This is a genomic window from Ruegeria sp. HKCCSA071 (assembly GCF_017872555.1).
Taxonomy (GTDB): Bacteria; Pseudomonadota; Alphaproteobacteria; order Rhodobacterales; family Rhodobacteraceae; genus Ruegeria.
In genome coordinates this window covers 129,217-143,279 of the sequence record NZ_JAEDOX010000002.1, presented here as the reverse complement: position 1 = coordinate 143,279, position 14,063 = coordinate 129,217, and the positions used below count along the sequence as shown (strand labels likewise).

The following is a 14,063-nucleotide window of genomic DNA, read 5'->3' as shown; positions in this document are numbered from 1 at the left end:
CTCACCCCTTTTTCATACTCCGCAGCATATCGCCCATCATCTGCCCGAACTTGCCCGATCCGCGCTGATAAAGTGCCCCATCCACGGCCAGAACCGTGCCGCTGATATAACTGGCCAGATCCGAGCTGAGGAACAGGCAGGCATTGGCCACGTCCTGCGGCTGACCCCAGCGGCCCAACGGCACGTCGCGGCGCAGTTCTTCGTGGGCGTTTTGGGTGGGCGCAAGGCGTTTCGCACCCTCGGTGCCTTCGATGACCCCCGGCACAACCGAGTTCACCCTGATCCCCTCGACACCCCATTCCATCGACAGCGTGCGGGTGATCTGATCCACCCCCGCCTTGGCGGCGCAGACATGGGCTTGACCCTCATAAGGCAGATAAGATTGCGGGGCCGAGATATTGATGATGCTGGCACCGGGGCGTTTGAGGAACGGATACGCCCCCTTCATCACGTGGATCGTGCCCATCAAGTCGATATCGATCACGGTCTTGAACGCGTTGACTGACATTTCGGACGCCAGCGCCGGGAAATTGCCCGCCGCACCCGAAACCAGCACATCGAAATCCCCGAAGGCGTCATGGAACTGCTTCAGTCCCGCCGCTACGGCATCTGCATCGCGCACATCAAACGCAACCCCAATCGCATCCTGTGCGCCTGCGGCTTTCAGCGCGGCGATGGTGTCATCGACCTTTTCCTGCGACCGGCTGGCCACGGCCAGTTTGGCACCCGAGGCCGCGAAGGCCTCGGCGATGCCCCGGTTGATGCCACTGGTGCCACCGATGACGATGACGGTTTTTCCCGAAAAATCCATGTAGGCCTCCCTTGGCAGGGAGCCCTACTCGCCGTAGGGCACCCAGATGTTTTTCACTTCGGTTGCAGCCTGAAGGAAGCGGCGGGAATGGTCCATGCTCCAGTCAAATGCCGTCGCGTTATTGACCCAGGTCCGTTTCAGGTTCCCGGCTGAAACGACCTCGATCTCTTTCGACAGGTCGGTGGACGAGAACGACCAGACCGCGTCGACGTTCAGATGCGAGGCCAGCGGTTTCGCCAGTTCAGCATGGCTGCCGGTCAGGATGTTGACCACACCGGCAGGGACGTCCGAAGTCTCAAGGATCTGGTAGAAATCCGTCGCCGCCAGCGGGTAGGGCTCAGAAGCCACCAGAACCGTCCGGTTACCCATCGCAATCGCAGGCGCCATGGCCGAGACCAGACCCAGCAGCGGTGCCTCATCCGCGCAAAGCGCACCGATCACGCCAACGGGTTCCTTCATGGCGATGGCCACGCCCCGGATCGGAACACCATGGACCTGGCCGTCATACTTGTCGGCCCAGGCGGCGGCAGTGAACAGGCGCTGGATCGAAGCCTCAACTTCTTTCGCGCCGTCTTTCCTGCTGGTCATGGCGTCGATCCGCGCCGCGAATTCACCGGCACGGGCCGAGAGGTTTTCGCCGATGTAATAGAGGATCTGGGTCCGCAGATGGCCGGTGGTTCTGGACCAGCTTTTGGCACCTGCCGCAGCCTCGACCGCGTTGCGCACGTCCTTGCGGTTGGCAAGACCCACATGGCCCAGCAGGCCGGACTTGCCCCAAACCGGTTTCGAATAACCACCATCGGGCCGCGCCTGCTTGCCGCCGACATACAACTTGGCAGTGCGGTCAATCGGGTCGACCGGTGCCCCCTCGCCCATGGCTGCCTCGACCTTTGCCAGCGGCTTGGCCTTACCCTTGGGTCTGGTATAGGCGGTCAGCCCTTCCCAACCACCTTCGCGGCCAAAGCCGCTTTCGCGGACCCCACCGAACCCGGCAGCAGCGTCAAACAGATTGGTGGCATTCACCCAGACGACGCCCGCAACCAGCTTGGGCGCGATATCCAGCGCAAGGTTCACATTCTCGGTCCAGACGGTCGCCGCCAGACCATACCGGGTGTTGTTGGCCAGCTCGACCGCCTCTTCCGGTGTGCGGAAGGTCGAAGACACCAGCACCGGGCCGAAGATTTCCTCCTGCATCAACGGGTCCGAGGTCTCGAGCCCCGAGATCAGTGTTGGCGGGTAATAGCAACCGTTTGCGGGAAGTTCGCAGGCGGCTTGGTGCACATGGCCCGCAGTGTTGCTTTCGACCATTCCTTTGATGGTCTGCAACTGAACCGGGTCCACAACCGCGCCCACGTCGATGCATTTGTCCAGCGGATTGCCGACGCGCAGCGTGTCCATCCGGGCGCGCAGCTTGTCGTGAAACCGCTCGGCGATGCCTTCCTGGACCAGCAGGCGCGAGCCGGCACAACAGACCTGACCCTGATTGAACCAGATCGCATCGACCAGCCCTTCGATGGCTGAATCGATATCGGCATCGTCGAACACGACATAGGCCGACTTGCCGCCCAGTTCCAAAGTCAGTTCCTTACCCGAACCCGCCGTCGCCTCACGGATGCGACGGCCCACAACGGTCGAGCCGGTAAAGGCAATCTTGTCCACGTCCGAGGCCACGATCATCTCGCCCACGGCACCATCTCCGGTCACGATGTTGACGACACCTTTCGGCAGACCGGCCTGTGTGCAGATATCGGCAAACAATAGCGCCGTCAGCGAGGTATATTCAGCTGGTTTCAGTACCACCGTATTCCCCATCGCCAGCGCTGGCGCAATCTTCCACGCCAACATCAGCAGGGGGAAGTTCCACGGGATGATCTGGCCGCACACACCCAGCGCTTCGGTGTCGGGCAGCTCGCTTCCCGTCAGCTGCGCCATGCCGGCGTGATAATAGAAATGCCGCTGCGCCAGCGGAATATCGATGTCACGCGATTCACGGATCGGCTTGCCATTGTCCAGGCTTTCCAGCACCGCAAACAAACGCGAATGCTTCTGCAGCAGTCGCGCGATTGCATACAGATACCGCGCACGACCCGCGCCGCCCAGTTTCTCCCATTTCGGCTGAGCCTTGCGCGCGGCGGCTACAGCGGCGTCCACGTCGGCCTGCCTGGCCTGCGTCAGCTTGGCCAGAACCTCCCCGGTCGCAGGGTTGCGGCTGTCAAAGCCTTTGCCCGGCTTGGTGAAAGCACCATCGATATAGTGTCCGAACTTGTCGCCTTGATCGACCAGCCAGGCCAGCGCCTCGGCGGCGCTTTCGGGGGCGGGGCCGTATTCCATGGTCTCAAAAATCTCTTTGACTGTCATGACTTCATCTTTTCCCAAATACTCACTGTCCAGACATACCCACGGGCTCAGCCCATCGAATGCCTGTAACCAGCCGAGTAAGCCCCGGTGACATAGTGTTCCAACTGCCGTTCGATATCGCCCAGCAACGACGACGCACCAAAGCGGAACAGATCGGGTTCCAGCCAGCGGTCGCCCAGTTCGTCCTTGATCAGCGACAGATAAACCAGCGCGTCCTTGGCTTTCGAAATACCACCCGCAGGTTTATACCCGACCCGGTATCCGGTGCGGTCATAGTAATCGCGGATCGCACGGATCATCACCAGCGACACGGGCAGGGTGGCGTTGACGCTTTCCTTGCCGGTCGAGGTCTTGATGAAATCCGCCCCGGCCATCATGCAAACCAGCGAGGCGCGCGCGACATTGCGCAGGCTGCCCAATTCTCCGGTCGCAAGAATGGCTTTGACATGGGCATCGCCACAAGCCACGCGGAACGCCTTCATCTCATCATACAGGGCCTGCCAGTCCCCCGACAGCGCATGACGGCGCGAGATTACGATGTCGATTTCCTCGGCCCCGGCTTTCACGCTTTCCTCGATCTCGGCCACGCGCAGATGGAACGGGGACAGTCCGGCGGGAAAGCCGGTGGACACGGCAGCGACCGGAATTCCAGTGCCTTTCAGGGCGTCTACAGCGGTTTCGATCATGTCGTGATAGACGCAAACCGCCCCGGTCGTGATCGGTGGCATGTCCAGCGCCTGAAGGACCGAAGGTGCAACCGGCTGACGGGCCTTTGCACACAGACGGCGCACCCGGCCCACTGTATCGTCGCCCGACAGCGTGGTCAGGTCGATCATCGTGATGGCTTTCAGCAGCCACGCAGCCTGATATTCCTTCTTGACCGAACGGCGGCCCGGCAATGTGGCCGCACGCCGTTCAATTGCGGAAGTATTGGCCTGAATGGCGCGCACCCAGTCCAGATCCAGTTCCATTCCGGGGTTCCGGGGTTCGGTCACTTGCGGCAGATGCGCGGTGCGCACGGGGCTTTCTGAGCTCTGCGTATCCATGGTTACGTCCTTTGGGAGGTTTGCGACAAAATCGCACGGGTGGGCCGGGAATGGAAGGTGTTCCGGCGCAATGATCGAATATTTTTGACCATTTGGACAAATAATCGAGGTTTTCTTGCGAATAATTCTCATTAGCGTTGACTTAGTTGCGAATGGTTCTCATATTTAATCCAACACGTATCCAAGTCGAGGTTGGAAATGATTCGTCGGCATTGCCTTGCACTATTGGCTCTGGCCCTTTCGGTGCCAGCTATGGCTTTTGCCGGGGCACCGCTGAAAGTGGTGGCCACGACGGGCATGATTGCAGATGCAGCGCGTCAGGTCGGCGGTGATCTGGTTGAGGTCAGAGGGCTTATGGGCCCCGGCGTTGATCCCCATGCCTATCGCCAGACGCGCAGCGATATCGTGGCGATGACTCGGGCAGATCTGGTTCTGTGGCACGGCCTGTATCTCGAAGCGCAAATGGAAGACTTCTTTCATGATCTCGAGCGGAAACGGACCGTCATTGCGGTTGCAGAGGGCGTAGATAAGTCCATGCTGCGTGCGCATGATGATTATGCCGACAAGTATGATCCGCATGTCTGGATGACACCCGCGCTGTGGCGCGAGGTTGTTGTTGAAGTGCAGCGCGCCCTGACCGAAGCCCGCCCCGAAGCAGCCGAGGTTTTTGCCGCCAATGCACAAGCCCATCTGGCGGACATAGATCGTCTGACGGCCTATGCCGAGGAAACCTTGTCTTCGGTACCGGATCACAACAAGGTTCTGGTCACCGCCCATGACGCCTTTGGCTATTTCGGCGAAAGTTTCGGGTTCGAGGTTCTGGGCATTCAGGGCATCTCGACCCAATCCGAGGCGGGCCTGAACCGGATCGGAGAGTTGGTTGACCTGTTGGTTGATCGCCGGATCACGGCGGTCTTCGTCGAAAGCTCGGTTTCTGACCGGTCGATCCGCGCGCTGATCGAAGGGGCCGCCGCCAAAGGGCACGAGGTGAAGGTCGGGGGCGAGTTGTTCTCGGACGCCATGGGCGAGGATGGCACCTACGAAGGCACTTACATCGGGATGCTGGATCACAATATCACCGTCATCGCAGGCGCATTGGGCGGAGAAGTTCCCGATCGCGGCATGAACGGCAAACTGTCAGCGGGGTTCTGAGAGATGCTGGGGCTGATCAGCAACGAAGGTGTGACGGTCCAGGAACATAATCTGGATGACAGCCCTCTGGCTGTGCGGGGCCTGACGGTTTCCTACGGGCAGAAGCCAGCGGTCTTTTCGGTTGATATGACAGTAACGCCCGGCGCGATGACCGCCATTATCGGGCCGAACGGTGCTGGAAAATCAACGCTGCTCAAGGCGGCGCTGGGCATCGTTACGCCATTGTCGGGGCAGGTGACCGTATTTGGTCAGCCGCTGAATTCGCAACGCGCACGTGTCGCCTATGTTCCCCAACGTGCCAGCGTGGACTGGGATTTCCCGACACGGGTGATCGACGTGGTTCTGATGGGTCTGTCGCGTGAACTGGGCCTGTTGGGCCGCTTGCGCGCGCGCCACAAGGCCCGTGCGATGGATTGCCTGAACCGTGTCGGAATGCGCGATTTCGCGGATCGCCAGATAGGCCAGCTGTCCGGTGGCCAGCAACAGCGTGTGTTTCTGGCGCGTGCTCTGGCTCAGGATGCAGATCTGTACCTGCTGGACGAGCCGTTTGCCGGTGTCGACGCCGCCACCGAAAAAGCCATCATCGCGGTGCTTAAATCCCTGAAAGAGGCCGGTAAGACAGTCGTTGTCGTGCATCACGATCTGGCCACCGTGACCGACTATTTCGACCACGTTTTCCTGATCAATACCCGCAAGGTGGCCGAGGGGCCGGTGGCCGAGGCGTTCACGGCGGAAACGCTGCAATCGGCCTATGGTGGCAGGTTGGCAACGGCCCAGATCGATCAGATTTCACGCGCGCTGGGATAGTTCATGCTTTGGGATGCTCTGACCCTTCAGCTTGGCTATAATGCCACGCTGGTTGCCATCGGTGCGACATTGCTTGGCGTGTCGGCGGGCGTGACAGGGACCTTCCTGTTTCTGCGCAAGCGCGCCCTTGTCAGCGACGCAATCAGCCATGCAACCTTGCCGGGCGTCTGTATCGCTTTCATGGTGCTGGTCGCGCTGGGTGGGGACGGGCGCAACCTGCCGGGCCTGTTGGTGGGGTCCGCCATTTCAGCCTGGGTTGGTCTGTTGTGCATGAACTGGCTGACACGGCGCACCCGACTGGCCGAGGACGCCGCGATCGGTGCGGTCCTGTCTGTGTTCTTCGGCTTTGGGATCGTGCTGCTGACGGTCATCCAAACCATGGGGGTTGGCCGTCAGGCCGGGCTGGAAGGTTTCCTGTTGGGTTCGACCGCTGGAATGCTGTGGGCCGATGCGGTAATCATCGCACTTGGTGGCGCCTTGACCTTGGCTCTGGTGCTGATCATCCGCCGTCCGATGACCCTTGTCGCATTCGACCCCGAATACGCAGCGGCGCGCGGGTTGCCAGTGCATCGTATCGACCTGGCCATGATGGGGCTGGTCATGGCCGTGACCGTGGTCGGCCTGAAAATCGTCGGCCTGATCCTGATCGTGGCTTTGCTGATCATTCCGGCAGTGACCGCCCGGTTTTGGTCTGACCGCTCGGAACGCGTTGTTCTGTTGGCCGGGTTGGCCGGTGGTCTGGCCGGATATATCGGCGCTGCCATATCCGCATCTGCGCCCAATCTTCCAACCGGCCCGATTATCGTGCTGGTCAGCTTTGCCTTTTTCCTCGCCTCCCTCTTCTTCGCCCCGATGCGCGGCGTTCTGGCGGCGGTGCTGCGGCATCTGCGGTTTCAGCGCCGGGTGCATATTCGTCAGGGGCTTCTGGCGCTGGCACAAGGGCAGAAGATCTATGAACCCCTGACCCTGCGTTTGCTGCGGCGTGCCGGGCTGGTCCGGGCGGATGGCGTCGCGACGGACACCGGTAAGGCCCGCGCGGCCAAGGCCCTGCGGGATGAAAAGCGATGGGAAATCGTGCGCGCCGATCAGGCGCACGAGGCGACGGCTGCGCTCTATGACGGGTTGCGTGATATCGAGACCGTTCTGACACGGGACCAGATTGATGAGATCGACCGCCAGATTGGCGGGCCGCAGGGGATACCGGCATGAGTGGTGAAGAATTCGTCCCGCTGTCTCTGACGCCGCTGCTGATCGGAACATGTGCGGCCATCGCCTGTGCCTTGCCCGGCAACTTTCTTGTGTTGCGAAAACAGGCGCTGATCGGCGATGCGATCAGCCATGTGGTGCTGCCGGGTATCGTTGTTGCGTTTCTGCTGACAGGTGCCATATCCACCTGGCCGATGATGTTGGGTGCGGCAGGGGCCGCGGTTCTGGCTGTTGTCCTGATCGAGGCCATTCGCCGGCTGGGGCAGATCGAACCCGGGGCCGCCATGGGCGTGGTCTTTACCACCATGTTCGCGGCAGGCGTTCTGCTGCTTGAGCAGACGGATACGTCAACCGTGCATCTGGATGTGGAACACGCGCTTTACGGCAATCTCGAAAGCCTGATCTGGCTGGACGCGACCGGGTGGTCCTCGTTGCTGGACGCTCAGGCCCTTGCCGGATTGCCCCCGGAACTGCCCCGTATAGCGCTGACACTGGTGGGAGTGACGCTGTTTACATGGCTGTTCTGGCGGCCGCTGAAAATATCCACCTTTGACGAAGGTTTCGCCCGCACGATTGGTATTCGCACGGGATTTCTGGGTATGGCGCTCGTCATCACTGCGGCCATCGCGGCGGTTGCCGCTTTTGACGCGGTAGGCTCGATCATCGTGATCGCGATGTTTATCTGCCCTCCAGCAGCCGCGCGGATGCTGACCAACCGGCTTGAGGCGCAGATTGGCTGGAGTGTCGTGATCGCTATAACCTCTGCCGTGACAGGGTATGTGCTGGCAGGCTACGGACCCCTGTGGCTGGGTGCAGCGGATGCGGTCAGTGCGGCGGGGATGATCGCAACGATGTCCGGGCTGATCCTGGCACTGGCGGCCATGTTTGGCCCATGCCGCACACGAGTTGGTGTTCAGACATCAGCCTGAGACGGCATTTTCCTGCCGCAGATGCCCATGCGTCATCGGCCAAACTCTGCCCAGATGCCGTTAAGGTTAATCTTAAGCAGATTTTTGGGAAGTCTCGTGCTAGAGGCTGCCCATTGATTAGCTGAACACACCACTCACTCTGGTAGGCCCGGATGGTACGGAATGGGGATTCATTCACGGCCATCCGGGCGCCCCTTTCCGATCAGAAGACATGCTCAAACCGGTGGCAGAATCGTGCGCGGTTGTGCTAGGTCTAGGGGTATGGCGCAAACAAACCCCAATATCAGCGAAAATCGCCCCGTGATCAGACAGCTTGACGATGCTGCCATCAACCGTATTGCGGCGGGTGAAGTGGTGGAACGCCCGGCCTCGGCGGTCAAGGAACTGGTCGAGAATGCACTTGATGCCGGGGCCGCGCGTGTAGCCGTCGAAATCGCCGACGGGGGAAAGACACTGATCCGCGTGACCGACGATGGCTGCGGTATCCCGGCCCAAGATTTGCCGCTTGCCCTGTCGCGCCACGCCACATCAAAGATCGACGGATCGGACCTGCTGAATATCCACACCTTCGGGTTTCGAGGCGAAGCCTTGCCCTCGTTGGGGGCTGTCGGACGCCTGACCATAACCAGTCGCGTGCCCGGTGCGGACGCGGCGCAGATCCATGTTGCAGGTGGCAAGACGGGTTCGGTCAAGCCTGCAGCCCTGCGCGCGGGCACGGTGGTCGAGCTGCGCGATCTGTTCTTCGCCACCCCCGCCCGGCTGAAATTCATGCGCACCGACCGGGCCGAGGCGCAGGCGATCACGGACATGGTGAAACGGCTGGCGATGGCCGAACCATCCGTCACATTTACCCTGCGCGATGTCTCGGGCGGTGGCGAAGGCCGCGTGATCTTCCGCGCGGATCGCGAGAATGGCGACCTGTTTGACGCCCTGCACGCCCGTCTTGCCCGTGTGATCGGGCGCGAGTTTGCCGAGAATGCGCTGCGGATCGATGCCACGCGCGACGGTCTCAGGCTTTTTGGTTACGCGGCCCTGCCGACCTATTCCCGTGGCGCAGCGGTGGCGCAGTACCTTTTTGTCAACGGGCGTCCCGTGCGCGACAAGATGCTGACCGGCGCTTTACGGGCGGCCTATTTCGATTTCCTTAGCCGGGACCGTCACCCGGCGGCGGCATTGTTCATCGACTGCGACCCGACATTGGTTGACGTGAACGTTCACCCTGCCAAGTCCGAGGTCCGGTTCCGCGATCCGGGCGTTGCGCGCGGGCTTATCGTGTCCAGCCTGCGCCACGCATTGGCCGAGGCCGGGCATCGCGCGTCCTCGACCGTGGCCAATGCGACCCTGGGTGCGATGCGACCGGAACCCGCGCAGTCCGCACCAGCGCGGGTCTATCAGATGGATCGCCCGTCGCCCGCAGCGCGCCAGGCCGCGTACCGCGCGCAGGCTCCGGGTTTTGCGGAACTTGCGCGTGATTACAGTGGCAGCATTGTCGATCCGATCCCGGTTGCACCGGCTTCGCAGGGTCAGGAGCCCGATGCGCAGAATCTTCCGCTGGGCACTGCGCGCGGGCAGGTGCATGAAAACTACATCATCGCCCAGACTGCCGATGGAATGGTGATCGTTGATCAGCACGCCGCGCATGAACGGCTGGTCTATGAGAAGCTGAAAACACAAATGGCCGAGACGGGAGTCGCGGCACAGGCGCTTTTGATCCCCGAGATTGTTGAGTTGTCCGAAGGTGACTGCGCCCGCCTGATGGCTGTCTGTGATGATCTGTCCCGTTTGGGGCTGACCATCGAACCCTTTGGCGGAGGCGCCATTGCCGTGCGCGAAACCCCGGCCATTCTGGGCGAGGTCGATGCGCGCGCGATGATCCTTGATATCCTCGACGAACTGGCCGATCAGGGCGAAAGCCAGATGGTGCAGGCAAGGATCGAGGCGATCCTCAGTCGGGTTGCCTGCCACGGCTCGGTCCGGTCCGGTCGTCGGATGCGGGCCGAGGAAATGAACGCCCTGCTGCGCGAGATGGAGGCGACGCCGCATTCCGGCCAGTGCAATCACGGGCGACCCACATATGTGGAACTGAAGCTAAGCGACATCGAACGCCTGTTCGGGCGCAGTTGATCCATTGGCCACTGCAGGTTAGTAAGAATAAAACAAGAACATCCGAGGCGACATGATCAAGATTGCAGGAACAGAATATGCATTGGATGACCCGGTTGTTCTTATCGTGGGCGGAACAGTTGCGCTGATCCTGCTGCTGCTGTTCCTGTCGTTGCGCGCCGCCAATCGCTCGGCCCGGATGGCGGAACCGCTGGCGCGGCAGATGGCGCTTCTGGGTCAGCATGTGCAGCAGCTGGGGCAGGGGCAGGAACAGTTGCGCGGCGGCTTGCAGCATGTCTCGGACACGCAGGCCAACGCGCAGGTGCAGGTGATCCAGACGGTCGAGGCACGCTTGTCCTCGGTTCAGCAGCAGATGAATGACCGGCTGGCGGATAACGCGATGAAATCGGCCCGCGCGCTGGCCGAGATGCAGGAACGGATGAAGGAAACCCTGCACGGTTCGTCAAAACAGACGGCGACATCACTGACGCAGCTGCAGGAACGTCTGGCCGCCATCGACAAGGCGCAGGACAATATCACGAAACTGTCGGGCGATGTTCTCAGCCTTCAGGATATCCTGTCGAACAAGCAGCGGCGCGGGATGTTTGGTGAGATTCAGCTGAACGATATCGTGTCCAAGGCGCTGCCCGCGGACAGCTATTCACTGCAAGCCACCTTGTCGAACGGCAGGCGCGCGGATTGCCTGGTGCATCTGCCGAACCCGCCCGGCCCGATCGTGATTGACGCGAAATTCCCGCTTGAGGATTTCGAGGCACTTGCCGCCGCGCAGACCAAGGCGGATGTTGAAAGATGCCTGCGGGCTTTTGGTGCTGCCGTGAAAGTGCATATCAAGGCGATTTCCGAGAAATACATCCTCGACGGGGAAACCGCTGACGGTGCCCTGATGTTCGTCCCGTCCGAAGCGATCTATGCCGAGCTACACGCCCGCCTGCCCGATGTGGTGCGCGAAGGGTTTGCCGCAAGGGTCTGGATCGTCTCGCCCACCACCTGTATGGCCACGCTGAACACGATGCGGGCGATCCTGAAAGATGCGCGCATGCGTGAACAGGCCGGTGCGATCCGCAAAGAACTGGGATTGCTGCACAAGGACGTGGACCGTCTGGGCGACCGCGTTTCAAACCTCGACCGTCACTTCGGGCAGGCGGCCAAGGATATCTCGGAAATCAAGATCAGTGCCGAAAAGGCCGGCCGCCGGGCGCAGCGGCTGGATAATTTCGACTTCGAAGAAATCGCGCCCGATACTGAAACAGAGGTTGTGCCACTGGCACGTCACGAAGGCTGAACATCCTGTTGAAAAAGTGAACCGGCGCCGGGCCGGTTCTGATGGGCCTGCGCCAGCAAGCGTTTAGATACGCAGGAAGGGTTGAAACAGGCGCGGCATCAGCTTGTTGAACTTCAGCGGCGCATCCGTAACCGCCAGGCATATGCAGTCTTCCGAGATATCCGCGACAGGTGTGTGTTCCAGATCCTCGTCGGCGATTTCAACATCGCCACGGGCAAAATGGTCAACCTCGTCCGAGAAAGCCCCTTGCAGAACCATTGTCAGCTCCATGCCGTTGTGGCCGTGATCCGGCACGGCAGCACCGGCCGGAATGAACAGCAAGCGGGCGGTGGCGTCTTTGGTGGTCGGCAGGATCGCCTGTTTGACACCCATGCCAATCGACCGCCAGCGGATGTCCTTGACTGTCCCGCCCACGTAATCCTGCAACGGGGCTGGCAGAACTGCACATCCCGGGCGAACGGGCTTGGGCGCCGGAGCACCTTGGGCGATCAAAGCCATTGTGGCCGCCAGGGAAGTTTCACTCATGCTGGCACCCTCACTCTGCTCGTCCAGCACTTGTCCGCCAACGGCGTCATAACTTTCAGCGCGCGCGCGGCAGTGGTCGCACAGGGACAGATGCGTGGCGACCATCAGATCGAAGGCTTCGGGCAGACCGCCTGCGGCATAGGCCATCAGCAGGTCATCCGTCAGGTGATGTTTGATCAACTTGCTCATCTTACTCATCTCAGTTCATCGCGTGGCGCAAGCGGTCCAGCGCCAGCCGTATGCGTGATTTGATCGTTCCCAGCGGCAACCCGGTCTGCGATGCGATTTCCCGGTGACTCAGGTCGCCGAAATATGCCTTCTCGATCAGGTCCCGCTGTGCATCCGGCAACGCCTTCAAGGCGGTGCGCAGTTGCGCGGTTTCCTGTTGCAGCGCGATGACGTCATCCTGATCGGGCTCAGCCTCGGAACCCCAACCCAGATCTTCGGGTTCAGGGCGGCGTTGCTTGCGCAGCACGTCAATGCGCTTGTTTCGAGCGATGGTGAACACCCATGTGGCTACGGTGGCACGCGTCGGGTCGAACAGGTGGGCCTTGTGCCACAAGGTCGCCATCACTTCTTGCGCGCATTCTTCTGCCATGGTGGCATCAGCCCCTGACTTCATCAGGAACGCCTTGATACGTGGCGCGAAGTGCTGGAACAGCTCGGCAAATGCCGCCTGATCCTGCGCATCCCGGATGCGTCTGACGTGGTCCACCCATTCGGCCCTGGTCTCGCGCTTGCTGTTGATTTCGTTCACCCGCCTACCCTTGATGCGTTTGTGGACGCGCCAAGGTTGAGGGGCGGGTGTTTCAACCGCTGGTCCGTCCAAGGTCGCTGTATTGGTCTCGGTAAACATAACCATATTACGGCGCATGTCCCAAGCTGGATCACTTTATCGGAACATTTTGATCCGCTCCCGGCCAAGTCTCGTAATATGAACACCAGCGGCAAAAAAGAAATCGCGACTGCTCTGGCGGTTGTGCTAGGACCAGAAGACATCGGATGGCAAAAACGATAGATCATGTTGCAGGCCACACCTATCACGGCCGCAAGGGGGCAATCGACAACGCCTTCCGGTATTCTGTCGATTACATCCTGTTTGATCCCGAAGCCCGGTTAACCACGCCTTTTCTGTTTTCAATGGACCGGACAAATGTCACCAACTGGCGAACCCGCGATCACGGAGGAGAGCCAGGTCAAGGCCATGGTGCCGCCTGGCTGCGCGCGCGATTTGCCGAGATGGACATTCCGCAACCCGCGCAGGTCATGCTGCTGACCCAGCCAAGGGTGCTGGGCCACGTTTTTAATCCCGTCAGTTTTTGGTTTTGCTTTGACCGCGATGATCAGCTTTACGCCGTGGTGGCCGAGGTGACGAACACCTTTGGAACGCGCCACAGTTATCTGTGCCATAAGCCGGATTTTTCAACCATCGAACCAACCGACCGATTGGCGGCCGAAAAGGTGATGCATGTCTCGCCCTTCCAGAAGATTGAAGGCAGCTATACGTTCCGCTTCGACTACAGCCCGGATCGGGTTGGTGTGTGGATCGACTACACGCGCGCGGGTGGCGGGTTGATCGCGACACTGACCGGACCGCGCCAGCCATTGACCAGCCGGGTGATCCTTTGGTCTTTTCTGCGTCGCCCATTCGGTTCGCGGCGCACTTTTGCGCTGATCTTATGGCAGGCCTTCAGGTTGTGGCTGAAAAAAGCTGCCTTCCGTCCGTTTCGCAAGGAACCTGTGCCTGATCATCCAGTATCGCGTGTGGGGCAGTGACCAGCCTGTTTGTTCAAGATCAAAGACGCAGGCGCCTGCCAGTGGTT

The 14,063-nt window shown here is 60.7% G+C and carries 12 protein-coding genes; 7 read left to right on the top strand and 5 right to left on the bottom strand.

The genetic code is table 11. From position 1 onward, the window contains the following. Position 1: 1 nt before the first annotated feature. Genes I9188_RS08660 through deoC form a run of 3 tightly spaced genes read right to left on the bottom strand, consistent with a single transcriptional unit; the run spans position 2 to position 4,215 of the window. Positions 2-811 carry an SDR family oxidoreductase gene (locus I9188_RS08660; RefSeq protein ID WP_209505076.1) on the bottom strand — a complete coding sequence of 270 codons (810 nt, stop codon included), beginning with the start codon at positions 809-811 and terminating at the stop codon, positions 2-4. 24 nt (positions 812-835) lie between these two features. Next, on the bottom strand, positions 836-3,169 hold the full coding sequence (locus I9188_RS08655; RefSeq protein WP_209599598.1) for an aldehyde dehydrogenase family protein: 2,334 nt from the start codon (positions 3,167-3,169) through the stop codon (positions 836-838). Between the two features lie 47 nt (positions 3,170-3,216). After that, positions 3,217-4,215, bottom strand: a complete 999-nt coding sequence (deoC, locus tag I9188_RS08650) for a deoxyribose-phosphate aldolase (RefSeq protein WP_209505074.1) — start codon at positions 4,213-4,215, stop codon at positions 3,217-3,219. 198 nt (positions 4,216-4,413) lie between these two features. Between deoC and I9188_RS08645 the strand changes: the two genes are divergently transcribed. The 6 genes from I9188_RS08645 (at position 4,414) to rmuC (ending at position 11,715) form a co-directional block, all read left to right on the top strand. After that, entirely contained in the window at positions 4,414-5,367 is a 954-nt protein-coding gene (locus tag I9188_RS08645; protein ID WP_209505073.1) for a zinc ABC transporter substrate-binding protein, read from the top strand. Between the two features lie 3 nt (positions 5,368-5,370). After that, positions 5,371-6,174: a metal ABC transporter ATP-binding protein gene (locus tag I9188_RS08640; protein ID WP_209505072.1), complete on the top strand. Its 804-nt coding sequence runs from the start codon at positions 5,371-5,373 to the stop codon at positions 6,172-6,174. Between the two features lie 3 nt (positions 6,175-6,177). Beyond that, entirely contained in the window at positions 6,178-7,383 is a 1,206-nt protein-coding gene (locus tag I9188_RS08635; RefSeq protein WP_209505071.1) for a metal ABC transporter permease, read from the top strand. Further along, on the top strand, positions 7,380-8,309 hold the full coding sequence (locus tag I9188_RS08630; protein ID WP_209505070.1) for a metal ABC transporter permease: 930 nt from the start codon (positions 7,380-7,382) through the stop codon (positions 8,307-8,309). The genes I9188_RS08635 and I9188_RS08630 overlap by 4 nt, the downstream gene beginning before the upstream one ends. Before the next feature lie 261 nt (positions 8,310-8,570). Beyond that, positions 8,571-10,433 (top strand): DNA mismatch repair endonuclease MutL, encoded by a 1,863-nt coding sequence (gene mutL, locus I9188_RS08625; RefSeq protein ID WP_209505069.1) that lies wholly within the window; start codon positions 8,571-8,573, stop codon positions 10,431-10,433. A gap of 52 nt (positions 10,434-10,485) precedes the next feature. Continuing rightward, the gene (gene rmuC / locus I9188_RS08620; RefSeq protein ID WP_209505068.1) at positions 10,486-11,715 is read left to right on the top strand and encodes a DNA recombination protein RmuC; all 1,230 of its coding nucleotides are present in this window, start codon (positions 10,486-10,488) and stop codon (positions 11,713-11,715) included. A 63-nt stretch (positions 11,716-11,778) separates the two neighbouring features. Here rmuC and I9188_RS08615 read toward each other — a convergent pair whose 3' ends face one another. Then, positions 11,779-12,429 carry a ChrR family anti-sigma-E factor gene (locus I9188_RS08615; protein ID WP_209505067.1) on the bottom strand — a complete coding sequence of 217 codons (651 nt, stop codon included), beginning with the start codon at positions 12,427-12,429 and terminating at the stop codon, positions 11,779-11,781. A gap of 10 nt (positions 12,430-12,439) precedes the next feature. After that, a complete protein-coding gene (locus I9188_RS08610; RefSeq protein WP_209505272.1) occupies positions 12,440-13,096 on the bottom strand; it encodes a sigma-70 family RNA polymerase sigma factor in 657 nt (218 codons plus the stop codon). Between the two features lie 146 nt (positions 13,097-13,242). On the opposite strand from I9188_RS08610, the gene I9188_RS08605 reads away from it, so the two are divergent. Next, complete coding sequence (locus tag I9188_RS08605; protein WP_209505066.1) at positions 13,243-14,016, top strand: DUF1365 domain-containing protein; 774 nt, start codon at positions 13,243-13,245, stop codon at positions 14,014-14,016. The last annotated feature ends 47 nt before the right edge of the window (positions 14,017-14,063 follow it).